The organism is Mucilaginibacter galii, from assembly GCF_014635825.1.
Lineage (GTDB): Bacteria > Bacteroidota > Bacteroidia > Sphingobacteriales > Sphingobacteriaceae > Mucilaginibacter > Mucilaginibacter galii.
Map to the genome: position 1 here is coordinate 1,053,337 of NZ_BMDO01000001.1, position 23,830 is coordinate 1,077,166.

Sequence of the window (23,830 nt, forward strand, 5' to 3'; positions counted from 1 at the left end):
GCCGCCCTTTTGGGGCGACCTATTATAATGTTATATACGGTAAGCTTACTTCAATGCGGCAATGGCGGCATCTGCGGCTTTTACCGAAGCTTCGTCTTTAGCTCGTTGGGTTTTTATACCTTCTAAAATGGTAACCAACGCAGGGGCTACGCCATATTGCTTGTAACGTACGCCTGTTGCCTTGATCTGCTCAATACCTTGCAGTGCATAAGCCGAACTTTGCAAACGGCCAATGTAAGCGGCGTAGTTGCGCATTACAGAAAATTTGCCTTGCGCATCGGCTTCCTCAAACTTTTGGTTTACGTATGGCCACTCAGCGTCGGTGCCATTGGCAGCATAAATATTCAGGATAGATTGAGACAAATCGCCTTCACTATCTTTTTCCAGACCTTTAGCCATAGTTAAACTGGCAGCAGGGTCTAAAGCGGCTAAACCGTTAAGCGCGGCCGATTGTACGGCGTACGACTGGCTACCCAGTGCTTGTTTGAACAAAGTAGTATTGCCCGAGGCTTTCAACCCACCTAAAGCGTTTAAGGCTGCTGCTTTCACCAGGTTGTTAGGATCGGTTTGGGCCATTGAAACCAGGATAGGTTGTGCAGCGTTGCGCACATCATCGTTGCTTAATTTCAGGGCTTTGATGGCTTCAATGCGTATACCGTAGTACTTGTCTTTTAACGCAGCAACAATAATCTTGCGGCCATTGGCATCGCTTGATGCCTGGTTGCGTGCCCAGGTTACCGCCTCTAACCTATCCAGGTACAATGGTGCATTAGCATACTGGTAAGCAAACTCATCACCGGTTTTAGTATCTGTCTTTTTAGCTAACAGCATTTTTTCGGCATCTACGTTTACCAGTTCGGGCTTGGCAGCTACCTTGAACGTAAGCGTGTCTGACTTGGTGCGCAACCATACCTGCTGGCGGGTTTTCTTACCCCCTACATACAAATCGACCGCTATTGGCAAGGTAAAGGCATTGCCTGCCTGAGTTTGCTGCACATAAACCGATTGGGTTTTGTTAGCAGCATCCCAACCGTAAGTAATATTTAAAATAGGGTGACCGGCGTTGTAGTACCATTGGTTAAAGAACCAGTTGAGGTCTTTACCGCTTGCCTCTTCTAAAGCTAAACGCAATTGCTGCGCTTCACCATTTTTAAGGGCATTGGTTTTGAGGTAAATATTCAGGCCTTTATAAAAAGCTTCGTTACCCAAATAGTTGCGCAGCATATATAATATAGAACCACCTTTTTGGTAGGTCACAACATCAAACATGTCTTCCTTGTCATTATAATAGAAACGAACCAGGTTTTTGGTGGCAGCATCAGGGGCATTTAAGTATGACCTACGGTCGCCGTTAATATGGGCATCGCCTTCGTCTTTACCGTATTTGTGCTCGGCCCAAAGGGTTTCGCTAAAATCAGCGAACGATTCGTTCACGGTCAGGTTGCTCCAGCTTTCGGCGGTTACATAATCGCCAAACCACTGGTGAAACAGCTCGTGCACTACTGTGCTTTCACCTTGTGCAGTATTGTAATAACGGTCTAATAACTGGCGTGGAGTACCTTGCACATAATCGCCATGCAGGGTGGCACTGGTATTTTCCATAGCACCGCTCACGTAATCGCGTACTACAATTTGTGCGTACTTGTTCCACGGGTAATCTACCCCTAAGGTTTTGGAGTAAAACTCAATTACTTCGGGCGTGTAACCAAAAATATTTTTAGCATAAGGAGCATATTTAGGTTCTAGGTAATAGCTTACTTCTTTACCTTTCCAAACGTCTTTAGTGATCTTGAAATCGCCCACAGCCATCATGAATAAATAAGGCGAATGCGGCAGATCCATTTTCCAGTAATCAGTACGGGTGCCGTTACCATTACTTTTTTGCGATACCAGTTTACCGTTACTCAGGGTAACGTACTTGGATGGCACCGTCATGTAAATCTCTTCGGTAGTTTTCTGGCTTGGCTTATCAATAGTTGGAAACCAGGCCGATGAGCTTTCGGTTTCGCCCTGTGTCCAGATCTGTACCGGTTTGCCTTTTACGGTGCTATCGGGGTTAATAAAATATAAACCCTTGGCATCGCTAATAGCCATACTGCCTTGCACTTTTAGCTGATCGGGCTTGGAGGTATAGTCGATGTAAACGATATAGTTTTCGCCGGGATTGTAAACCTTATCCAGCTTAATGTTGAGCGAAAGGCTATCGTAAGTAAATTTCAGCGGCGTATTTTTTCCGGCCTTTACTACGGCAATGGTTTTAATATCCATTCCCTTAGCATCCAAACGCAACGAATCTGTTTTGTAAGCGTGCGGCTTTAACGTAACCCACTCCTTACCGTACATAAAGCGTTTTTTATAATCAAAACGCACATCGAGCTTGGTGTGTACCAAATCGTTGATCTTTTCGGGCGTGGCGCGGTAAATTTTCAGGTTAGGGTTTTCGGGCGGCGCAGGCGCAGTGGTTTGTGCCAAAGCGGGCGCATTAATAGCCGCCATGCACAGGGCAACCCATAATAATGCCTTAGGTTTGTTTATCAACATATGAGCTTAGTAATAAAATAGTTCTTAATTATAATCATACGCCATTACATTCTTCCAACTGTTCTTTCGAGTGGTAACGAGAAATCTTGCATTGTTAAACAAGATCTCTCACTATCGTTCGAGATGACAAGCTTTTTGTAAACAGCTTCTTAGCACAAAGGTAACATTTTGCGGCACTTTACGGGCTTGTGTTAACGGTTCAGCAATTGCTTTACAATTAACGCCGGATCTTTAAAAAAGGTGCTGTATTGCTGATACAACAGGGTTTGCTGGTAGCTGCATTGCTTTATACCTTGCGTGCTAAACTCGTAAATTAAGGCACCCGGATAGGCCAGCAATAAGGGTGAATGTGTAGCGATAATAAATTGTGAGTTAGTAAGCACCAGCTCGCGCATACGCACCAGCATGGCCATTTGCCGCTCTACCGAAAGTGCGGCTTCGGGCTCATCTAAAATATAGAAGCCATTACCTTGAAACCGGTGTTTAAATAGTGCCCAAAACGATTGGCCGTGCGATTGCTCGTGTAGGGATTTGCCGCCATACGAGTCGATAATGCGCGGTCCGCCCGGTTCTTTATCCAGGCGCTCAATTTCGGTTCCCAAATTAAAGAAACTTTCACTTCTCAAGAAAAACCCGTCTTTGTGCCGCTCAATGCCGCGCGAGGTGCGGATGTGTTTATGCAGGGGCGAATGCGAAGCGCGGGTATTAAAATTAAAGTTGATGCTGCCACCTTCGGGATTAAAACCGGATGCAACGGCAATAGCTTCTAACAAGGTGGATTTCCCGGTACCGTTGCTGCCTACAAAGAAAGTAACTTCGGCACCTATTTTAAGCTTGTTTAGGTGTTTAATGAAAGGCAACGAAAAAGGATAACTGCCAAGGTCGGCATCGCCCTGGTTAAAAGAAATATCCTGAAGTATTCCCCTCGAGATCATGTTTTTTAGTTGTTTTAATTAGGCTACCGGCTGCCTTTTGATGGCAGAAAGTTAATCATTTTTTGCATTTGAATTGCTTTTTCGTCTGCGAGGTTTCGGCGTGATAGCAATCGGTAATCTACCCATCATGCACTGCGCGTTCCCATTGCTTGGCACCTGCTAATGCTGTAGCTTTGCAGCACTATGCAAAACATCTTCGCCGAAACCTCGCTACGCACTTTTACCCGGGATATTTTTTTGGCGATGGGCTGTTCGGCAGAACACGCGGCACTGGCTGCCGATGTTTTGTTAAAGTCGGACCTGCGGGGCATAGACTCGCATGGTGTAGCGCGTTTGAGCGGCTATGTGCGTTTGTGGGAAAAGCAACGCATAAACCCTACACCCAACATCCGCGTGGTGCATGAAACTGCTACCACGGCCACTGTAGACGGCGATGCCGGTTTGGGCCTCGTGGTGGCCCCTTTTGCCATGCAGGTGGCCATGGCAAAAGCCGAAACCTATGGTTCGGGCTGGGTGGCTATTAAAAACTCCAACCACTTTGGCATTGCGGGTTACCATGCTTTGATGGCTGTTGAAAAAGACATGATAGGTTTTGCCATGACCAACGCCAGTCCGCTGGTGGCGCCCACCTTTGCCAACGAACGTATGCTGGGCACCAACCCTATGTGCTACGCTTTCCCGGCAGGCAAATATCCACCGGTTATTGTAGATATGGCTACCTCGGCTGCAGCTAACGGTAAATTGGAAATAGCCCAACGCTTGGGCAAACCTGTGCCCGAAGGCTGGATACAGGATGCCAACGGCAATTACACCACCGACCCACACGCTCTTAAAACAGGCGGCTCCCTGCTGCCCCTGGGCAGCGACCGCGAGCATGGCAGCCATAAAGGTTTTGGATTGAGTGCTACGGTAGATATTTTATCGGGCGTATTATCGGGTGCTAACTATGGCCCATGGGTGCCGCCATTTGTAGCTTTTATGGAGCCTTCGGCCAACCCGCCCGGACAAGGTATAGGCCACTTTGTGGGTGCCATGCGGGTAGATGGCTTTAGACCTGTAGATGAATTTAAAGACAATTTAGACAACTGGATTGCACGCTTCAAAGCCGCCCAAACAGTTGACCCCGATCAAAAAGTGATCATACCCGGCGAGCCCGAACTGGCCGCAGAATTAGACCGGCAGGTAAACGGCATACCACTGGTACAAGCCGTGATAGATGATTTGAACCTGCTGGCCGTACGTTTTGGCATAGAACGATTGTAATTAGCTGCCTGTCCGTGGCGGCGAACCCCTCCCTACCCTCCCGAGGGGAGGGAACTTATTTCCGAATATCGACGTTGTCAACATTTAAAATGGAGTAAGCCCTACTCCATTTTAACTTTAATGTAATATTCAAAAGTATCAACCTCTAAATTTTCTTTGGTTAAGCCGGGCAAAGCAACAGGTGCATAGTCCGACGTAACTTTGATGAAGTAATACTCACCGTCTTTTTTACGCATTTTAATGGGCATGGTAAAGCCCTTTACATCGGCTGTCCATTTGGCGTATACTTTACCATTTTCAAATTTAAGGTCGAGTTGGGGTATTTGGGTATAGCGCAGGTATTGGTCAAAAATAGGCGTAAAGTTGATACCGGCTTGCTTGTTAATGTAGTTTACAATTTGCGGCGTAGTTACCGTTTGGTGGTAAAACGTTTGGTTTAAACCGCGTAAAATACTGCGCCACTTGGCATCATCATTAATAATGGTGCGCACGATGCTAAGCATGTTGGCCCCCTTGGGGTACATATCGCCCGAGCCTTCTTTGTTCACATTGTAAGGGCCTATGATAGGTTCATCATTCCTGATGATTTTACGGAGGCCTTGTATATACTCAAGCCCCGCTTGTTTGTTGCTATACGTTTCAATAAAAAGCGATTCGGAATAATTAGTAAAGCTTTCATGGATCCACATATCGGCAATATCCTTAGAGGTAATATTATTGCCAAACCACTCGTGGCCGCTTTCATGCACGATAATAAAATCCCAGGTTAAACCTAAACCGGTGCCCGAAAGATCGCGCCCCAGGTAACCGTTCTTGTATTTATTACCATAAGCTACGGCGCTTTGGTGCTCCATGCCCAAGTGCGGGGTTTCTACCAGTTTATAGCCATCCTCATACCAGGGGTACGGGCCAAACCAGTTTTCAAAGGCTTTGAGCATGCGTTTAACATCGCGCCCAAACTGTGCTTTGGCTTTTTCTGCGTTGTAAGTAAGCACCCAGTAATCTATGGATAGCTTGCCTTTTTCGCCATCGTAACTATCTTCCATATGGGTATAATTACCAATATTGGCGGCAATATCGTAGTTGTTAATGGGGTTGCTCACAAACCAATCGAACCGGGTATAGCCATCGGGAAGGGTGGTGGTTTTGCGCAGCCGGCCGTTCGATACATCTTGTAAACCAGCAGGTACACTAATACTGATGAGCGCGCTATCTACCTCATCGGCCTGGTGATCTTTAGTGGGCCACCAAATGCTGGCACCGGCACCCTGGCAGGCCGTAGCTACCCAGGGTTTGCCCAGCGAATCGGTAGTAAAAACCACGCCACCATCCCATGGAGCACGTTTGGCCACAGTAGGGTTTCCTGAATAATAGACCGTAAATTCATCCTTACTGCCTTTGGCAATAGCCTTGGGAAAGGTAACGAACACCGCATTAAACTCGCGGGTAAAAGGCAGATCTTTACCTTGGTAAACCACTTTATCAACCTTTAAATTAGCATACAGATCAAACTGCAGCTTGGTAAAATTCTGCTTAGCCGTAAACTTAAACAGGTTGCTGCCGCTGATGTATTTTTTATCAAGATCGAACTTCACATCCAGATGATAGTAGTTGATATCGTAACAGGTGCGCAGCGGGGTAAGCATGCCGCGCAGGGTATCGGCACGGGTATAGGTTTCCTTTTTCTGCATCAACTGGGCCGATGCAATAGTGCTGAAAAAGGTGACTATGATGATTCCGGAGAGGAGGTGTTTTAATTTCATTTGATTGGCACGTGTTGTATTACAAATAAACAAAAAGAGGTGCATAGTAAAGCACCTCTTTGTATTCATTTGTATAATTCGTGGGTTTAAACCTTGTCTTGTTTCTACCTGTCGGTTTGAGCTTGTCGAAGACCTAACCAAGCGGTGAATGCTTCGACAAACTCAGCATGACAAGTGGGATACCTCGCTCTCCGCTCTTTAAAACCTCGCTCCCCTACTTCCCAAACAACCGCTGAAAAAATCCTTTCTTTTCTACCACGGGCTCATCAACAGGTGCAATGTTATTTACCTGGTAAGTCGAATTTCTTTCTATATGCCCTTCAGGCAAGTTCTCCCGCTGTTCAATTTCTTTTAACTGTTCCCGTGCCACTTCCTGGTACAGTAACGCCCCCTCAATATCGCAATTTAAGAGATCAGAATAACACACCGATTTATCTAAGTCAAGCGGATTAGGTTCCACCACATCCGAGGCTTCTAACAGGCCACAATTGTTTTCTGCGGCAAATGTTAATGCTTTAACAAAAACGTTGATCCTTTTTTCGGAATAGAAATCATCCAAATGCTGTTTTACCAGGGCATCATGCTCATAATCGTTTAACAGCTGCACCACTTGATCGGCAGGGATAAATACACCCGAACTGTAATTGCTGTTCAATTGATTGCGTATCTTATTTTCGGCCTTGCTGCCCAATACATCTTCCCAAGCTTTAGTATATTTCCTAAAATCGGGCTTTTCGAGCATTAAGAATGAAAATGCAGATCCCCTGGTATAAAAGTATTTACGAAACAAGCCTTGAATTACTGCAATATAATAGCCATGCGTATTTTCAAAAGCGTCATCAGGCTGTGTATTCACCGCTACATCAAGCAGCTCGGCATATTTTTGCCGGTAAAAATCTTCTAATCCGTATTGCCGTGCCAATTCATCAATGGCAGCATAATCGCGCTCAACAATTTTGGTAAAATCCAGTCCCCAATACCATTGATCAATTTCCGTTTCGGTTATAGGATGGTAACTAATATCGTAGCCCATATCATGATGTTTAAGTTTAATTAACAAGCACTTATGCCGCATTTTTGTTTGCGTAAGTGCTTGTTAATTAAACTCGTCATGATTTATTTTAGCACTTCTACGTCAATAAAACTATCATTGTAAACCGTGTGCGTGGCTTTGATATAATCTGCCTCAGCAGCCTTATACGGATTCTCTACAAACTTTTGTGGATTGCGTGCCCACAGCGGGAAAGCGGTGCTTTGTACCTGCACCATAATGCGGTGGCCTTTTTTAAAGGTATGCAGTACATCCTGCAGTTTTACATCCACATTGGTTTTGGTATTTGGGATGAAAGGCTGCGGTTTTTCAAAGCTATTACGGAACCGGCCGGGCATAATTTCGGAACGTACCATTTGCTGGTAATTGGCCAAAATAATATTCTTGTTAGGCATATAGGCATGGTTTGGCTCATCTGCGGGGTAAACATCTATCAGTTTCACAATCCAGTCGGCATCGGTGCCGGTGGTGGCTACTTTGAGGTGGGCCATAATTTCGCCGCCCAGGGTTACATCATCTTTCAATACATCGGTTTGGAACACCAGTACATCAGGTCTACGGCCTGCAAAGCGCTGATCTTCGCTCATGTAATTGTGCGGTGTGAAGCCCATGGTGGTGGTATTATCCTCGGTGTAAGGCACCGGTTTCAATGGGTCGCTTATGAAAGATGTAGAAGCGGTGGCATCGGGCTGGCTCATGGGCAGTTTGCCATCGGCACTTAAAAACAGTTTTTCGTGTTTGGCAGCGGGTACCGGCCATTGGGTGTAGGTTTGCCATTGCTTTTTGCCGGTGTCGTACATATAGGCTTTAGGCAGTCCGCTGTTTTTATCGCCGTTGCCTTTCAAAAAGTGGTCGAAAAATTTAGCCTCGATATTCTTTTGATAGAAAGTAGCAATGCTATCGCCAAAGTAAACGTTGCTGTGCAGGGTGTGCCCCGTTTCGCGCGACCAACGGCCATGCCCGAACGGTCCCATCACAATGGTGTTGTATGCCGATGGATCTTGCTTGTTAATGGTCTTGAAAATAGCCAGCGGACCACGCAGATCTTCGGCATCGTACCAGCCACCTACCAGCATCACGGCCGGCATTATTTTACCGTAATGGCGCAGCAGATCGCGCTTTTGCCAAAACTCGTCGTAGTTAGGGTGGTTTACGGTCTCCTGCCAAAAGAAATTGTCTTTATAATATTTATCGGCATTGCTTAGCGGGCCCATATCCAGCAAAAACTGGTAGCCATCTTTAGCGCCGGCAGTATTCACCATGGTATACCAGGCTTTACTGGTGGTATCTTTCTTTTGTACACCAAACACCGGGTAGGTAAAAAAGTAAGACTCAAGCAACGCACCATTATGGTGAAAATCATCGAACCAAAAATCGGATATAGGTGCCTGCGGCGATGAAGCTTTTAACGCCGGGTGGTTTGACAGGATACCCGCTGCGGTGTAAAAGCCAGGATAAGAAATACCCCACTGCCCTACGCGACCGTTATTAAAGGCGGCGTTTTTGACCAGCCAGTCAATGGTGTCGTAAGTGTCGGAGCCTTCGTCTACATCTTTCTTGGTTTTCTTATTGTCTATAACCGGGGTCATGTTGGTCCAGGTACCTTCACTTTTCCAGCGGCCGCGCACATCCTGGTAAACCACAATGTAGCCGGCTTTCATCATTTCATCAGACGGGCCTAATTTAGACGGAAACTTATCTGCCCCGTAAGGTGCCACGCTGTAGCAGGTACGCTGCATAATAACAGGGTACTTCTTTTTGGCCGAGGCATCTTTAGGCGTATAAATAGAGGTGAACAGCTTAATACCATCGCGCATGGTAATGTACACGTCTTTTTTGGTGTAGTGTTCTTGTGCGTAGTTGCCGCCTTGTGCAAATGCGGTAGTGCAGGCTACAGTAAGCGCCAGTAGCAGGGAATAGATGTTTTTCATCAGTTAATAGTTTAGCTTGCTAAATATACACAGTTAATGGTTTCGTGCCTAATCAGATTTTTCAATGGGAATTTTGTCTGTTTTGTAAATGGTTGCATAAGGTAAAAATACCCTTATTATTAAGGTGGTTCAGGAAGCTGCGCTCCGGGTAATAGCTGCAACTTAGCATGCAGACTTTCAACCCATTATCATGAAAAAGAACCTTGCTATTTTTACAGGCGTAGTGCTGCTTGCACTCTTTTACAGTTGTAAAACGCTTGAACAACAGGTTAACCAATTTAAACCGGTTTCAACCACCAGCCAGCAATACCTCGCTATTGAAAAAAATCTGGCGCAGTTGGATAGCATGTCGCCGCATGTAGGAGCCCATATTGATAAGTCTTTTTTAATGGAGTACCTGCCTGCCGAGATAAAGAAGAACGCAGAATCTATCAACGATGAAAACCTGATCATCACCAAACTTGACCCTACTGTGGAGCTTGACCAGCAAGGTGTGTTTATCAGGGGCGATTTCAACATTACGCTTGTTAAGTATGATATTACTATAGCAGGCGAATTTAAAGGCGTAGCGGCCACCTCTTTAGAAGGCGACTCGTTATTTTTACGAACCGCTCTCAACTGGCTGGATATTCAAAACATTAAATACATAAAAAAGCCCGGCCTTACCAAAAAGGCACTAGTGGCCATTATTGTGCCTGCGCTTCGCAATTTCATGACCACCGCTAATGCCTTGTTCTTACGAAAACCGTTCGCCTTTTATGTACCGCTAAAGCAAGTTTACCAGTTTGATGTAACCAGGCTTTTTAAAGATACAGCGCTACGGATAAGTGCTACTCCTGTTGAACTGGCCCGTTACAATAAAAAAAGTGCCGTTAAAATAGGCAGCGAAGGTATTACTACGTTAATAGAGCTTACCAATAAGCAACCAAACACACCACCGGCTCCGCCGGCAGGTATAGCAAGCTACAGTCCAAAGCAACTGAAGGAAAAATTTAACGAGTACACCAAAAAGTTTGAACAACACTGGTTAAACAATTTAGATACCCTGCCCAAAGGCGCAGCGGTGGTAGCCATGGTAAGAAAATCTGAACTGGCAGGTTTGGTTAACCAAGCTTTATCAAACCCTGTTACCGTAAGCCGTAACCTGTTATTGCCACCCATGCAGGTGAACGAAAAAGTGGAACTGGAAAAATCAAAAATTAACTGTCAGGCCGTACGTACCGATTTTTCATACCCTGCTTTTAATGGTGATGCCTGCGATTGGAATTGTATGCGCAGGATTACCATAGGTGTATGTCCATTTTGTCGAAGAGTTAGGGTTGAAGATCCGGCTTGTGCAGCTTCCAGAAGAGCTTGTGTTATAAAACGTGAAGCAGAAAGAGTAATTTGGCAAACAGCGCGTAACGCAGCAAATCTTGCTCACGAGGCTGAAAATATAGCAAAAATAGGTGCCTGCAACATTTGGCGTAGTGCCACAGATTTTGTAGCACTGGGCCGTTTTAAAGTGGATGCCGGCGGCAGTGGAAACGGAAGTGTTAATTTTTCATCAATTCACCTTAACGATGACCTTTCTAAAATTTCGTTACAGTACAACGGTAATGTCAATGTGAATTTTAAAGCCGATCTGGAAATGACTCCGCTGGACCTTGGTCATATTTTTTTATGCTTCGCCAGGTACAGCAAAACCATAAGAACCAGTATTGCGGCCAGTATCCCTGCAAGTTCATCAACACTTAACATAACACCGGTTACCCAGGGCAACAACTTACTGTTGAACGTACAGGTTGACCCTGTTAGCTACCGGGCTACCATGAATAACGGACCGCTTGAACAGCTATTTAGTGATGTTACTTTCAGAGCGCAGTGCCCTATTTTTTCAACATTAATGCAGGCGGGTACCATAGGCGCTACCGTAGGTAACTTTTTGGGTGTGGTAAAGCTTGCGCCCGAACAAAAATTATTGTTAACCGGTTCGGCTTCGGGGCAATATGAAATTAAAGAACTCAGCATCCCGGTTAAACCCATCGTTTTCAGGATAAACCAGGGAGAGGATAAGCAATCGGTAATTTCGTGGAGAACCAAAACCATACAGTTCGCTTATACCAAACCGCTGTTAATGGCCGGAAATTAAAAAAGGTGCGGTATTCATATTAGTGTAATGCCTACTAAATAATGTTTGGCTTAAAATGTGATAGCAAAACATAAATCACGCAATACACTACTATGAAAATCTTACTTACCGCACTGTTATTTTTATTCATGCTTTCTGCAGGAGGCTACGCACAAAGCCAGGGACAGATGAATGCCGATGCTTACGCTGGTTATACCAAGGCCGATAAGCAGCTCAATACCGTTTATCAAATGATATTGCGGCAATATGCCAAAGACACTAAGTTTATTAAAAACCTGAAAGCGGCGCAGCGCCTATGGATACAATTGAGGGATGCTGATGTAGCCGCCAAGTTTCCGCAAGAGGGTAGCTATGGCAGCGTAGAGCCTATGTGCAGGGCCGGTTACCTGGAAGTTTACACGCTTAACCGCACCAAGTTTTTGAAGGTATGGCTGGAAGGCATCCCCGAGGGCGACGTGTGCAACGGTTCTGTAAAAACCAGGTGAGGTATATCTTGGAGCCAGCAGTTTGCGTTAGGGACAGGCGCGGATACCGGCCACGTGGCTAAGGCCTGTGCAGTATGAGCAAATGGCCCGGCCCGAAGGGAAACGCCCGTAACAAGTCAGTTAGTTTTGAGTCTGGAGTCCGTCAGTAGAAAGAAAGGATAAGCTTAACGTATAGCCGTCATGCACTGTCCTTATTTAGCGAATCCTGCTTAATCTTTACTAAAATATTACCCGTTTTATAGCAGGTAATATTACCTTTGGGCACTAACAAATACTTTCCTGTTATGCAATATGATGTTATCGTTATAGGTTCGGGCCCGGGTGGCTATGTGGCTGCCATACGTTGTGCCCAACTGGGTTTAAAAACTGCCTGTATTGAAAAGTACAGCACTTTTGGCGGCACCTGCTTAAACGTAGGCTGTATACCGTCAAAAGCTTTGCTTGATTCGAGCGAGCACTACCACAATGCAGCGCACACCTTTAAAACGCACGGTATTAACCTCGATAACCTTTCGGTTGATTTTAGCCAGATGGTAAACCGTAAAAACGAAGTGGTTGCGCAAACCACCGGCGGTATTACCTTTTTGTTTAAAAAGAACAAAATTACCTCTTACCAGGGTATGGGTTCGTTCAAAGACAAAAACACCATTGTTGTAACCAAAGAAGACGGCAGCCAGGAAACCATTACCGGTAAGAACGTGATTATTGCCACCGGTTCCAAACCATCGAGCCTGCCGTTTTTACCTGTTGATAAAAAACGCATTATTACGTCTACCGAAGCCTTAAATCTGCCCGAAGTACCTAAACACATGATCCTTATTGGTGGTGGTGTTATTGGTTTGGAGTTAGGTTCGGTTTACGCCCGCTTAGGTGCCAGGGTATCGGTGATCGAATATATGGATGCCATTATCCCTACCATGGATAAACAATTGGGTAAAGAACTGCAAAAAAGCCTCACTAAAATAGGCATGGAGTTTTACCTGGGCCATAAAGTAACCGGCGCCAGTGTTGCCGGCGATGAAGTAACCGTTACTTTTGATACTCCTAAAGGCGAACAAAAAGAACTGAAAGGCGATTACTGCCTGGTAGCTGTAGGCCGTGTGGCTTATACCGATAAATTAGGTTTAGAAAACATTGGCATTACGGTAGAAGAACGCGGTAAAAAAATTACGGTTGACGAGCACCTGGAAACCAGCGTTAAAGGTATTTATGCCATTGGCGATGTGATCCGCGGTGCTATGCTGGCCCATAAAGCCGAAGATGAAGGTACTTTTGTAGCCGAAATTATTGCAGGACAAAAACCACACATTAATTACAACCTCATCCCCGGTGTGGTTTATACCTGGCCAGAAGTAGCCAGCGTTGGCCAAACTGAAGAGCAGTTGAAAGAAAAAGGTGTAAAATATAAATCGGGTTCATTCCCGTTCAAAGCCAGCGGACGCGCACGTGCCAGCATGGATATTGACGGTTTTGTGAAAGTACTGGCCGATGCCACCACCGACGAAATTTTAGGCATGCACATGATTGGCCCGCGTGCGGCCGATATGATTGCCGAAGGTGTAGTAGCCATGGAGTATCGTGCCAGTGCCGAAGACATTTCGCGCATGAGCCATGCCCACCCTACCTATACCGAGGCTATCCGCGAAGCTTGTTTAGCGGCTACGGATAACAGGGCTATACATATTTAAGGGTTGGGGAATGGTTGATCGAGTGAGTAGTTGCTCGGTTGACTTTAAAATTTTGAGGTGCAAGGTCTGATGATCTTGCACTTTTTTTAATTTCAATTCATCTCGTCATTTCAAAGGATAGTGAGAAATCCTGTTCGAGCGGTTAGTCAGGTCCATTTGTTAGTGCGTTTTGAACTTTGTTTTGGGCTGATGAACCTTCTTCGTCTCGCTCTTGGCCGCGAGAAGCCCATTACTTTTTGTCTTGATACAAAAAGTAACAAAAAAATCAAGCCAGCGCAATCCCTGCCTTTGCCCACAAGGCCAACTCCCGGCCGGGTGCGCTGGCAGCCCCGCGCTTCTTTTTGGTAGTAGTGTTGCCGAACAACGCTACTTCTCTCTTATGTCTTGTTTCAATTCCCTCCCTCGGGAGGGCAGGGAGGGGTTTAATGAAGCGTTCACTAACCATGCTGTCAAACCCCTCCCTCCACCACACTATCCCGCCGCAACCCTCCCCAAGGAGGGATCTTTTTAATAGGCCTTTTCAATTCCCTCCCTCGGGAGGGCAGGGAGGGGTTTAATGAAGTGGCTCACTAACCATAGCTGTCAAACCCCTCCCTCCACCGCACTATCCGGCCGCACCCCTCCCCGAGGAGGGAATTGAAAAAATTCTTACCCCTTCTCCTTTTGGGGAGGGTTATGGAGGGGTTGCCCACCCATGGTAGTACCCTTCTTTTCAGCGCAATGGCATGGTGCGAAAAGAAGCATAGGTAGGTGACTTGATAATTCACTGTTGTTTGTTTCATAGGCGTTCATGAGGTCGCTAACGCTTAGTTGTTGGTTCTTTTTATCAAGAAAAAGAACAAAGGCCTCTGCGGCCATAGCATACGAAGTAACTTCATCAGCAACACACGAATTCAATATGCACTAACTTGAGTATATAAGCTTCTCCACTATAAATCCCTACCTTTGCCGCACAACTGTTAAAACATGTTTGCTGATAAGCTGAGTAACCATACGTCTGCCAGATATATTCTTTATTTTTTATTAGGGTGGACGGTGCTGAACGCGTTGCAGGCTGCTACCCTGGGGCTTCACTCCGATGAGGCTTATTACTGGGTTTATTCCCGCTTTTTAGATTGGGGCTATTATGACCATCCGCCTATGGTGGCGCTGTTCATTCGCCTCGGCGATAGCCTGCTGCCTACCGAATTAGGTTTGCGTATGCTTACTGTGATCACCAGCAGTATTTCGGTGTATGTAATGTGGTTAATAGCCCGCCGTTACCAGGCCGATGTGCGGTGGTTTTTGGTAATTATGGCCAGCATATTTGCTTTCCATATCTATGGCTTCAACACCACGCCCGATGCGCCTTTGTTATTTTTTACCGTCCTGTTTTACTACCTATACCTAAAATATACCCGCAGAGATAGCCTGCGCACAGCCTTGTTGTTAAGCCTGGTGGTAGCCTGCTTGCTATACAGTAAATACCATGCGGTGCTGCTGATAGTTTTTACCGTGTTTTCTAATTTACAATTACTTAGAAGACGTTCGTTTTATGTAATACCGGTGCTGGCCGCTATTTTGTATTTGCCGCATATTTTATGGCAGGTGCACCATGGTTATCCTTCAGTAGCCTATCACCTGTTCGAGCGTTCATCCGAAACTTACGATTTTGCCCATACCTATCTTTTCTTCCCGGGTCAGTTGCTCATGGCAGGTCCGCTAGTGGGCTGGTTCCTGTTTTATTATGTGCTGGGTGTCAGGGTAAAAAAAGACGCTTTTATACGCGCGTTGATCTATAACGGTATCGGTATATTCCTGTTCTTTTTGTTTAATACACTCAAAGGCAACGTACAACCCCACTGGACCCTCATAGGCTTTGTTCCACTGGTATTATTAGTATTGATACGTATGCGGCAAAGCAGCCAGCCACCCAGGTGGGTATATAAACTGGCGCTGGTTAATTCCGCACTCATTATTGCGTTCCGGCTGGCGCTTATTGCGGGCATACCGGCTGTTACCGGTTTAAGAGCATTAGAAGGTTACTACAAAAACGATGTTTGGGCAAAGCAAATACAGCAGCATATAGGTAATGCTTATGTGGTAATGCCGGTGGGTTTTCAATCTGCTTCCAAATACAATTATTATACCCATACGTTAAAAGCCTTTGCCTATGATGAGGCACATTACCGCCGCACCCAATATGATATTTGGCCTATAGAAGATAGTTTGCAGCACAAAAGGGCCTATTATATGTCGCCTTATATTGCCCGGATTGCTACCGACAGCATGGAAACCGTTAACGGTAAATGGTATGGAGTATGGGTTAATGATGTTCGAACCTATCAAAAAATTGATTTCCAACCCACTCATTATAAAATACAAGCTAAACCCGGCGAAAAGATAGCCGTTAAATTGCAGGTATTAAATCCTTACAATAAACCAGTTAATTTTTACAGTGCCGACACGCTGATGCGCCCAGTATTACGCGCCTGCTTTTTTCAGGGCGAAGAACTTAAACACATTCAACGGGCTAAACCAAATTTTAACAACCTGGTCATAGCACCGCATCAAAAAGTGCCCTACACTTTTATTTTCAAGGCACCTCTCCAAAAAGGCAATTACGATCTGATATTTTCTATCCGCACGGTACCTTTTTCGGGCGGCCGAAACAGCAGGATCGTTAACTTTACCGTTCAATAACTATTGCATGATCAAAAACTTCTACCTCCTCATTATTGCCTTACTTTTCAGCTTTGCGGCACGGGCCCAGCAAAGTGTTGATGTTAATTTTAACGGCTTCAGTTTTTTAGATAACCGCGAGTATAAAGCTTTTACCGAACGTTCGCGCACTTACTCGGGCACGCGGTTAGCTTTAGACTTTGGCTTGAACCTCGACAGTCTGAATCATTTTGTAGTGGGTATTAACGGCATACACGAGTGGGGCGCCAAACCTTATTTTTTACGGGTAGACCCAGTGGCTTATTATAAGTTTGAAAGCAGTAAGTGGCTGTTCAACGCAGGTATGTTTCCGCGGGCAGGCTTGCTAAGCGATTATCCACGCGCTATATTGAACGATACCCTCATGTATTACCGCCCCAATGTAGAGGGATTGCTTACCCGCTTCCAGGGTGCGCATGGCAATGTTACCATATGGTTAGATTGGGTAAGCCGGCAAACCAATACCGACCGCGAGCAGTTCCTGTTCGGCTCCTCGGGTAAATACAAGCCTAACGAGTTTGGCCCGCTGTATGGAAAATACTATTTCATGCTATTGCACGATGCCGGCCCTGCGGTGTCCATCCCCGGCGATCATATTCGCGACAATGGTGCAGCACAGGTAAGACTGGGATATGACTTTGGTAAACGTACCACCTTTGATTCGCTCTCGGTTGAAGCCGGGGGGATGCTCTCTTTAGAACGTACGCGCACTAACGACGGCGGTGGGTTTAAGAAACCTTTGGGTGTGGTAGCCAGTATATACGGCAGCAAGGGCCGCTTTGCGGTTTATGATGAATTTTACAAAGGCGAAGGGCACCGGGTTACTTACGGCGATTCGTTTTACGAAAAGAAGACTTACAACCGTATAGATCTTATGTACACCCCTTTCCTGTTCAAGCATATTAAGGGACAATTTATTTTCAGTTTCCACCAATCGCCGGGGCAATGGAACGATAACCAGCAAGCCTTTAGATTAGTGTATGACTTAGGCCGCAAAAAGTTGTTTAAATTTAAAGACGATAACTAAACCAACCCATATGGCAGACCAACCACTTTGCGCCCACCTGAGCGCCATTACCGAAGTTAACATTGGTAATGAATACGTTTGCGAAGATTGTATTAAAAGCAACAGCAGCTGGGTACACCTGCGTACCTGTCAAACCTGTGGCGTTACGCTTTGCTGCGATGCTTCGCCTCACAAACACGCCACCAAACATTATCATCGCAGCCAGCATCCCGTTATAGCATCGGCCGAACCAGGCGAGCGCTGGTTATGGTGCTACACGGATGAAGAGATGGTGGAGTATTAATTACTCGCTCAGTTCGTTATGGTGAGTTTGTCGAACTATTCGCCGCTTTGCCAGGTCTTCGGTAGACTCAAACTGACATGGTTCTCCACATATCATAGTAGCTAATTAAACCCATTTTTTGCTAAGTCTTCGGTAAGAAGAATGACATAGTCACCCTGTCATAGTGAGCTTGTCGAACTATTCGCCGCTTTGCTAAGTCTTCGACAGGCTCAGACTGACATATATTAGAAAGGCACAATAAAATGTGCCTTTCTAATATATATAGGGGTAGATCTTAAGATTAGAAGCGGTGAATATCGCCGCTACCAGATTTTGAGGTAGAAATCTGTTTAGCAGTGCCGGTATAGCGAATATCGCCCGATCCTGCTACCGAAGCATCAACACTCCGGCTGGCGTTCACCGAAGCATCGCCCGAACCTACTACCCTTACGGTGGTGCTGGTGGTTAACAGGTCTTTACCTGTATAATCGCCCGAACCGGATACTTTAACTGATGACGTTTCGGCGCGGCCTGTCAGGGTAACATCGCCCGAACCTACTACACTGCTTTCTAAAGTTTTAACATCTATTTTACCGGTAATATCGCCCGATCCGCTTAACTTAACGGCCAGGCTTTGTGTACGAAATCCATCTTTGAAAAATACATCTCCTGATCCTGTAAGGCTGATAGTATTTAAATCTTTAGCCACTACACGCACAATTCTTTTTTTGTCGTTGTTGCCCCAGCTCCAATTAAAACCGCTGGTACTTTTGGTATAGATTTTCAACGACCCGCCTTTAACCTCGGTGACGATTTTGTCTATTGCTTCATCATCAGCCTCAACAATAACCGATTCGGTATTGCCCTGGGTAATATAAACATCAAAAGAACCTGCAATATTAACCGAGTTGAAACCGGATAAATGTCGGTCTTGCGTATCAAAATGATATGATTTTACTACCGGAGCCGGTTTTGCAAACGTTTGGGTTGTACCTGCTACCAAGGCCGCGGCCAATAAGATTTTAGTGATCGATTTCATGGTTATTCGTATTTTGTATAGTTATAAGACGCGAGCAATTTGCCAATGGTTACGCTTTCGTGGAAATTTATTTTTAAGGCAGGTATATACATGCAAATTATGGAATAGCCTTATCATTGAATTTGCAACACATTTACTAAATAGCGTATATTGTGTTACCTGCTTATCAACTGTATGAAACGTAAGCCTTATTATATTTTAATAGTTGCTGTACTGCTATTTGGCTGCAAGCATCAAATACGAGCGAAGTTGCAATCAGGCAATATTAAAATCGACACTGGTATTGCTCAAAGCCCTGTTTACAAAATGCTGGATAAGCAAAGAGATTTTCGTACAATATTTCACAGGGGTGCCGACACTTTACGATCTAAAACCAGTAATGTGAGCTACCGTACCAATAGGTACCGCAGTATTGATGATACAGCTTATGCTCGGTTAAATAACTGCGGAAGCTACCTGATAAACGAAACACTTAAAATTAATATAGGTATAAGCTCGGGCTTTGTAGCCGACGGTTTTACTATAAATTGTCATAACAGGCTATTTACCATACTGCCCTATCATGAAACAGATGCAATTACTGTTGGTGAGGAAGAAAAGCCGGTTACTTTTCAGGTAATAAACCAATCTTTAACTTTAAGTAAGTACAATTACCAAATCAATGATTCGGTATATGGAAAAATAAACTTTAAGATCATCGAAACAAATAACGGCCAAAAAATACATCATATTGGCTATGGCTATTTCAGGGCTAAGGTAGATAAACGTTAAAACAGCGCATTAAATGGCTTGAGCACAAATAATAAAGCCACACTCATTATACAATGAGTGTGGCTTTAATTTATTCAAGAAACCGTTTACTTGATCAGTTTGTAATAAGCATCGTTCCAGGCAATTTCTTTTTGGAACTCGCGCAGTTTGGTTTCTTTACCTATCAACAGGTATTCAATACCGGCCATTTCGGCAAAGGTGTGCATGTGCTCATCGGTAAGGTTTTGGCTGTAACCGGTGTGGTGTGCACCTCCGGCTTGAATCCATGCCGCGGCACCGGTTTTCATATCAGGATATGGTTTCCATAATACGCGGGCTACCGGCAGGTTAGGCAGGTCGTGCTCCGGCTCAACGGCTTCCACTTCGTTCACAATCATGCGGAAACGGTTACCCATGTCTACAATAGACGCGTTAAGCGCTTGTCCGCCTGCTACGTTAAACACCAAACGAACCGGATCGGCTTTACCACCAATGCCTAATGGATGAACTTCTACCTTAGGCTTACCAGTAGCAATGGCAGGATCAACCTCCAGCATGTGCGAACCTAAAACCATAGAGTTAGCACCATCGAAGTGGTAAGTATAATCTTCCATAAAGGCGTTACCACCCGGCAGGCCGGCACCCATTACTTTCATAGCACGTACCAAGGCAGCGGTTTTCCAATCGCCCTCGCCGGCAAAGCCATAACCTTCGGCCATTAAGCGCTGTGCACCAATGCCCGGCAGCTGCACCATGCCGTGCAGGTCTTCAAACGTATCGCTGAAACCTTTAAAGTTGCCTTGTTGTAAGAACGTACGCAAGCCTACTTCAATTTTAGCAGCTTCAACTAACGACTGGTGCTGGGCACCGCCTTTTTGTAAAGCGGCGGCAACATCATACAAGTCGTGGTATTCGGCTATCTGCTGGTCAATTAACGAATAATCGAGCGCATTAATTACGCTCACCAAGTCGCCAATACCATAAGTATTTACCGAGAAACCAAATTGAAGTTCGGCTTCTACCTTATCGCCATCGGTTACGGCAACGTAACGCATGTTATCGCCAAAGCGGGCAAACTTGGCACCTTGCCAATCGTGCCAGCCGGAAGCAGCACGGGCCCAAACGGCTATTTGTGCAGCTACTTCTTCTTCCTGCCAGTGGCCAACCACTACCTTACGGCGCAGGCGCATACGGCTCATCATGAAACCAAACTCGCGGTCGCCGTGGGCACTTTGGTTCAGGTTCATAAAGTCCATATCAATACTGCTCCAAGGTATTTGGCTGTTGTATTGTGTATGCAGGTGCAGTATAGGTTTCTTTAAAATGCTTAACCCGCGAATCCACATTTTAGCGGGCGAAAAAGTGTGCATCCAGGTAATTAAACCAATACAGTTGGTGGCGTTGTTGGCCTGCTGTATCAAGCTGTATATCTCGTCAGACGATTTAACGGTTGGTTTAAAAACCACCGTAACAGGGATACCTGCCGTATTATTTAAGCCGGTGGCAATAGCCTGCGAGTGCTCGGCTACCTGTTTCAGCGTTTCTTCGCCATACAGATCCTGGCTACCGGTTACAAACCAAACTTCGAGGTCTTTTAAGTTTATCATTGAGGAAGTTATTGAGTTAATGGGTTATTAAGTTATTGGACGTTGATGTATTACAGGTTAGTGAGTCAGCGTCCAACTAATAACTCAATAACCTGATAACTAAAAACTAAGATTGTCCATAATACGAATCAGGACCGTGTTTACGTTCGTAGTGTTTATTAATGAGGGCTTGTTTCAAGCGAGGGGCTTGCGGGTTAATCTGTTCGGTAAGCAGAGCCATTTTGGCTACAGCTTCGAGCACGGCGCTGTTGTGTACGGCTTTAGCAGCTGTTTTACCCCAGGTAAAGGGGGCGTGGTTACCTACCAACACCATTTCCACTTCCTTGTAGTCCAGTCCTTTTTCGCGGAATACATCCATGATCTGGAAACCGGTTTGATACTCGTAATCGCCTTTAATGTACTCATCTATCATAGGCGGCGCACAAGGGATATCTACCGTGGTATAATCGGCATGGGTAGTGCCGAAGATGGGAATATCGCGTTGCGACTGTGCCCAGGCGGTACCGTAAGTAGAATGCGTATGGCATACGCCGCCTACTGTTTTACCCCAGTGTTTATAGAGTACCGCATGCGTTTTAGTGTCTGACGATGGCCTTAACGTTCCCTGTATGGTATTACCGTCAAAATCAACGATCACCATTTTTTCGGGCGATAGCTCTTCGTAAGCTACACCGCTTGGTTTAATGGCAAATACGCCCAGGTCATGATCGGCAGCGCTCACGTTGCCGAAGGTGAAGATCACCAGTCCCAGTTTAGGCAGCTCCATGTTGGCTTTGTAAGCGGCTTGTTGTATGTGTTCGTACATTGTTTTTTGTTGTCGGTGGTCTGTTGTCTTTATATGTCATTGCGAGGAGTGATAACGACGTGGCAATCTCAGTACTACATATATTCGTGAGATTGCCACGCTATCGCTCGCAATGACATAGGGGAATTATTTATACTAAGGTTTCAGTAAACGCACCCAACTCTAAATACTGCTGGTAGCGTTTGTTATAAAACTCTGCATTTTCAGTTTGTGGTTGATACTCTTTTTCAAAGCCTCCGCCCATGGCTTCCATGGCATCTTCAACTTTAGGGTAGATGCCTGCTACCGTTGCGGCAAACATGGCGGCACCTAAAGCGCAGGTATGCTCAAACTGGTGTATACGGATAGGCATCTGCAATACATCGGTCATCATTTGCATAATGTAAGGCGATTTTTTGGCCACGCCGCCAATGCCTATCAAGCCCTCAACCGGTACACCTTCGCTGCGGAAACGCTCTACAATGTTGCGGGCACCGAAACAGGTTGCCTCGGCCAGGGAACGGAACACGCGGGGAGCATCGCTGCCTAAACCTAAACCGGTAATAGTTCCTTTTAACAGCTGGTTAGCATCGGGAGTACGGCGACCATTAAACCAGTCTATTGCAAGTTCGGCTTTTTCGTCTAAAGGTAATTCGGCTGCCTGACGGCTCAATTCAGGAATGATCTTTCCAATCATTTCTTCCTGTAAAGCACCTGCGGTTTGGGCATCAATAATTTTTGATGAGCTTAACAGGTTTTGCAATGGCCAGGCAATTAAATTTTTAAACCAGGCATAGGTATCGCCAAAGGCCGATTGACCGGCTTCCAAACCAGCCATGCCGGGAATAACCGAACCATCAACCTGTCCGCAAATACCTTTAACCAATTTACCTTCCATGTCGCGGTTAGGGGCTACCAAAATATCGCAGGTAGAAGTACCCATTACCTTGCTCAGGTGGTAAGGCTCAATTTGTCCGCCAACGGCACCCATATGGGCATCAAAGGCACCTACGCCTACCAACACATCAATACTTAAACCTAAGCGTTCGGCCCATTCGGCACATAGGTTACCTGCCGATACATCTGAAGTATAGGTTTCTTTATATAAACGGTCGGTAAAACCATCCAGCAGCGGGTCTAATGAGGCAAAAAAATCGTTCGGAGGCAAACCGCCAAACTCTTCGGCCCAAAGGCCTTTATGCCCTGCCGAGCAGCGACCGCGCATAATATCTTTTGCCTGGGTACCGCCTGTTAACACGAACGGAATCCAGTCGCAATGCTCTACCCACGAGTAGGTGGCAGCGCGTACTTTTTCATCAACACGCAAAATATGCAGCAGCTTGGCCCAAAACCACTCCGACGAGTATATACCACCTACGTATTGCAGGTAGTTGGTATCAAACTTAGTAGCATGTGTATTTATTTCGGCAGCTTCGGCGGTAGAGGTATGGTCTTTCCAAAGCACAAACATGGCGTTAGGTTCCTGCTCAAACTCGGGCAGTAAGGCCAGGGGTACACCCTGCTCGTTTACGGCAACCGGGGTTGAGCCAGTGGTATCAACCGCTATGGCTTTTACCTGTGCGGCTACTTCGGCTCCGGCTTTGGCAATACATTCTTTAATGGTATGCTCCAGCCCTTCGGTATAATCCAACGGGTGCTGGCGAAAACGATTTTTGGCAGCATCGCAATACATTTGCTTTTGCCAGCGGGGGTAATAAAATACCGAGGTGGCTAATTCTTTACCATCGGCAGCGTTCACAATTACAGAGCGAACAGAGTCCGAACCGTAGTCAACACCGATCACATATTGAGGTTTATCAGTCATGGTTTAACATTAAACGTTATTTTGACGTTTAATAGAATGTAAATGTAA

The 23,830-nt window shown here is 45.6% G+C and carries 18 protein-coding genes; 8 read left to right on the top strand and 10 right to left on the bottom strand.

Annotated elements, in window-relative coordinates; translation table 11 throughout:
- Positions 1-45 precede the first annotated feature (45 nt).
- Positions 46-2,541 (bottom strand): M1 family aminopeptidase, encoded by a 2,496-nt coding sequence (locus tag IEV61_RS04620; RefSeq protein WP_229747033.1) that lies wholly within the window; start codon positions 2,539-2,541, stop codon positions 46-48.
- A 191-nt stretch (positions 2,542-2,732) separates the two neighbouring features.
- The gene (locus tag IEV61_RS04625; protein ID WP_188414195.1) at positions 2,733-3,476 is read right to left on the bottom strand and encodes an AAA family ATPase; all 744 of its coding nucleotides are present in this window, start codon (positions 3,474-3,476) and stop codon (positions 2,733-2,735) included.
- 183 nt (positions 3,477-3,659) lie between these two features.
- Here IEV61_RS04625 and IEV61_RS04630 point away from each other — a divergent pair, with 183 nt between their 5' ends.
- Entirely contained in the window at positions 3,660-4,739 is a 1,080-nt protein-coding gene (locus IEV61_RS04630) for an Ldh family oxidoreductase (RefSeq protein WP_188414197.1), read from the top strand.
- A gap of 101 nt (positions 4,740-4,840) precedes the next feature.
- On the opposite strand, the gene IEV61_RS04635 is transcribed toward IEV61_RS04630, so the two are convergent.
- The 3 genes from IEV61_RS04635 to IEV61_RS04645 all read right to left on the bottom strand — a co-directional run bounded on the left by IEV61_RS04635 (position 4,841) and on the right by IEV61_RS04645 (position 9,484).
- On the bottom strand, positions 4,841-6,502 hold the full coding sequence (locus tag IEV61_RS04635; RefSeq protein ID WP_229747034.1) for a M1 family metallopeptidase: 1,662 nt from the start codon (positions 6,500-6,502) through the stop codon (positions 4,841-4,843).
- A gap of 214 nt (positions 6,503-6,716) precedes the next feature.
- Positions 6,717-7,535 carry a hypothetical protein gene (locus IEV61_RS04640; protein ID WP_188414199.1) on the bottom strand — a complete coding sequence of 273 codons (819 nt, stop codon included), beginning with the start codon at positions 7,533-7,535 and terminating at the stop codon, positions 6,717-6,719.
- 83 nt (positions 7,536-7,618) lie between these two features.
- On the bottom strand, positions 7,619-9,484 hold the full coding sequence (locus tag IEV61_RS04645; RefSeq protein ID WP_188414201.1) for a CocE/NonD family hydrolase: 1,866 nt from the start codon (positions 9,482-9,484) through the stop codon (positions 7,619-7,621).
- Between the two features lie 190 nt (positions 9,485-9,674).
- Between IEV61_RS04645 and IEV61_RS04650 the strand changes: the two genes are divergently transcribed.
- The 3 genes from IEV61_RS04650 to lpdA all read left to right on the top strand — a co-directional run bounded on the left by IEV61_RS04650 (position 9,675) and on the right by lpdA (position 13,788).
- Positions 9,675-11,615: a hypothetical protein gene (locus IEV61_RS04650; protein WP_188414203.1), complete on the top strand. Its 1,941-nt coding sequence runs from the start codon at positions 9,675-9,677 to the stop codon at positions 11,613-11,615.
- Between the two features lie 92 nt (positions 11,616-11,707).
- The gene (locus IEV61_RS04655) at positions 11,708-12,100 is read left to right on the top strand and encodes a lysozyme inhibitor LprI family protein (RefSeq protein WP_188414205.1); all 393 of its coding nucleotides are present in this window, start codon (positions 11,708-11,710) and stop codon (positions 12,098-12,100) included.
- Positions 12,101-12,384: 284 nt separating this feature from the next.
- A complete protein-coding gene (gene lpdA / locus IEV61_RS04660; RefSeq protein ID WP_188414450.1) occupies positions 12,385-13,788 on the top strand; it encodes a dihydrolipoyl dehydrogenase in 1,404 nt (467 codons plus the stop codon).
- A gap of 265 nt (positions 13,789-14,053) precedes the next feature.
- On the opposite strand, the gene IEV61_RS04665 is transcribed toward lpdA, so the two are convergent.
- Positions 14,054-14,233, bottom strand: a complete 180-nt coding sequence (locus tag IEV61_RS04665) for a hypothetical protein (protein WP_188414207.1) — start codon at positions 14,231-14,233, stop codon at positions 14,054-14,056.
- 521 nt (positions 14,234-14,754) lie between these two features.
- On the opposite strand from IEV61_RS04665, the gene IEV61_RS04670 reads away from it, so the two are divergent.
- From IEV61_RS04670 to IEV61_RS04680, 3 genes are read left to right on the top strand one after another with little or no spacing between them, the layout of a single operon-like run.
- Positions 14,755-16,470, top strand: coding sequence for an ArnT family glycosyltransferase (locus IEV61_RS04670; protein ID WP_188414209.1), 1,716 nt, complete (start codon positions 14,755-14,757; stop codon positions 16,468-16,470).
- A 7-nt stretch (positions 16,471-16,477) separates the two neighbouring features.
- Positions 16,478-17,515: a lipid A deacylase gene (locus tag IEV61_RS04675; RefSeq protein ID WP_188414210.1), complete on the top strand. Its 1,038-nt coding sequence runs from the start codon at positions 16,478-16,480 to the stop codon at positions 17,513-17,515.
- Positions 17,516-17,525: 10 nt separating this feature from the next.
- Complete coding sequence (locus IEV61_RS04680) at positions 17,526-17,798, top strand: UBP-type zinc finger domain-containing protein (RefSeq protein ID WP_188414213.1); 273 nt, start codon at positions 17,526-17,528, stop codon at positions 17,796-17,798.
- Between the two features lie 280 nt (positions 17,799-18,078).
- On the opposite strand, the gene IEV61_RS04685 is transcribed toward IEV61_RS04680, so the two are convergent.
- Positions 18,079-18,816, bottom strand: a complete 738-nt coding sequence (locus IEV61_RS04685) for a head GIN domain-containing protein (RefSeq protein WP_188414215.1) — start codon at positions 18,814-18,816, stop codon at positions 18,079-18,081.
- A gap of 174 nt (positions 18,817-18,990) precedes the next feature.
- Between IEV61_RS04685 and IEV61_RS04690 the strand changes: the two genes are divergently transcribed.
- Positions 18,991-19,587 carry a hypothetical protein gene (locus IEV61_RS04690; protein ID WP_188414217.1) on the top strand — a complete coding sequence of 199 codons (597 nt, stop codon included), beginning with the start codon at positions 18,991-18,993 and terminating at the stop codon, positions 19,585-19,587.
- A gap of 86 nt (positions 19,588-19,673) precedes the next feature.
- Here the strand turns inward: IEV61_RS04690 and araA are convergent, their stop codons facing one another.
- From araA to IEV61_RS04705, 3 genes are all read right to left on the bottom strand, one after another.
- Entirely contained in the window at positions 19,674-21,173 is a 1,500-nt protein-coding gene (gene araA, locus IEV61_RS04695; RefSeq protein WP_188414219.1) for an L-arabinose isomerase, read from the bottom strand.
- A 106-nt stretch (positions 21,174-21,279) separates the two neighbouring features.
- Positions 21,280-21,978, bottom strand: a complete 699-nt coding sequence (locus tag IEV61_RS04700; RefSeq protein ID WP_188414221.1) for an L-ribulose-5-phosphate 4-epimerase — start codon at positions 21,976-21,978, stop codon at positions 21,280-21,282.
- 130 nt (positions 21,979-22,108) lie between these two features.
- Positions 22,109-23,782, bottom strand: coding sequence for a ribulokinase (locus tag IEV61_RS04705; RefSeq protein ID WP_188414223.1), 1,674 nt, complete (start codon positions 23,780-23,782; stop codon positions 22,109-22,111).
- Positions 23,783-23,830: the final 48 nt, after the last annotated feature.

Excerpts from the sequence above, each read along its gene's own strand:
- IEV61_RS04620 (WP_229747033.1), bottom strand. The coding sequence starts at position 2,541 with ATGTTGATAAACAAACCTAAGGCATTATTATGGGTTGCCCTGTGCATG.
- IEV61_RS04625 (WP_188414195.1), bottom strand. The coding sequence starts at position 3,476 with ATGATCTCGAGGGGAATACTTCAGGATATTTCTTTTAACCAGGGCGAT.
- IEV61_RS04630 (WP_188414197.1), top strand. The coding sequence starts at position 3,660 with ATGCAAAACATCTTCGCCGAAACCTCGCTACGCACTTTTACCCGGGAT.
- IEV61_RS04635 (WP_229747034.1), bottom strand. The coding sequence starts at position 6,502 with ATGAAATTAAAACACCTCCTCTCCGGAATCATCATAGTCACCTTTTTC.
- IEV61_RS04640 (WP_188414199.1), bottom strand. The coding sequence starts at position 7,535 with ATGGGCTACGATATTAGTTACCATCCTATAACCGAAACGGAAATTGAT.
- IEV61_RS04645 (WP_188414201.1), bottom strand. The coding sequence starts at position 9,484 with ATGAAAAACATCTATTCCCTGCTACTGGCGCTTACTGTAGCCTGCACT.
- IEV61_RS04650 (WP_188414203.1), top strand. The coding sequence starts at position 9,675 with ATGAAAAAGAACCTTGCTATTTTTACAGGCGTAGTGCTGCTTGCACTC.
- IEV61_RS04655 (WP_188414205.1), top strand. The coding sequence starts at position 11,708 with ATGAAAATCTTACTTACCGCACTGTTATTTTTATTCATGCTTTCTGCA.
- lpdA (WP_188414450.1), top strand. The coding sequence starts at position 12,385 with ATGCAATATGATGTTATCGTTATAGGTTCGGGCCCGGGTGGCTATGTG.
- IEV61_RS04665 (WP_188414207.1), bottom strand. The coding sequence starts at position 14,233 with ATGGTTAGTGAACGCTTCATTAAACCCCTCCCTGCCCTCCCGAGGGAG.
- IEV61_RS04670 (WP_188414209.1), top strand. The coding sequence starts at position 14,755 with ATGTTTGCTGATAAGCTGAGTAACCATACGTCTGCCAGATATATTCTT.
- IEV61_RS04675 (WP_188414210.1), top strand. The coding sequence starts at position 16,478 with ATGATCAAAAACTTCTACCTCCTCATTATTGCCTTACTTTTCAGCTTT.
- IEV61_RS04680 (WP_188414213.1), top strand. The coding sequence starts at position 17,526 with ATGGCAGACCAACCACTTTGCGCCCACCTGAGCGCCATTACCGAAGTT.
- IEV61_RS04685 (WP_188414215.1), bottom strand. The coding sequence starts at position 18,816 with ATGAAATCGATCACTAAAATCTTATTGGCCGCGGCCTTGGTAGCAGGT.
- IEV61_RS04690 (WP_188414217.1), top strand. The coding sequence starts at position 18,991 with ATGAAACGTAAGCCTTATTATATTTTAATAGTTGCTGTACTGCTATTT.
- araA (WP_188414219.1), bottom strand. The coding sequence starts at position 21,173 with ATGATAAACTTAAAAGACCTCGAAGTTTGGTTTGTAACCGGTAGCCAG.
- IEV61_RS04700 (WP_188414221.1), bottom strand. The coding sequence starts at position 21,978 with ATGTACGAACACATACAACAAGCCGCTTACAAAGCCAACATGGAGCTG.
- IEV61_RS04705 (WP_188414223.1), bottom strand. The coding sequence starts at position 23,782 with ATGACTGATAAACCTCAATATGTGATCGGTGTTGACTACGGTTCGGAC.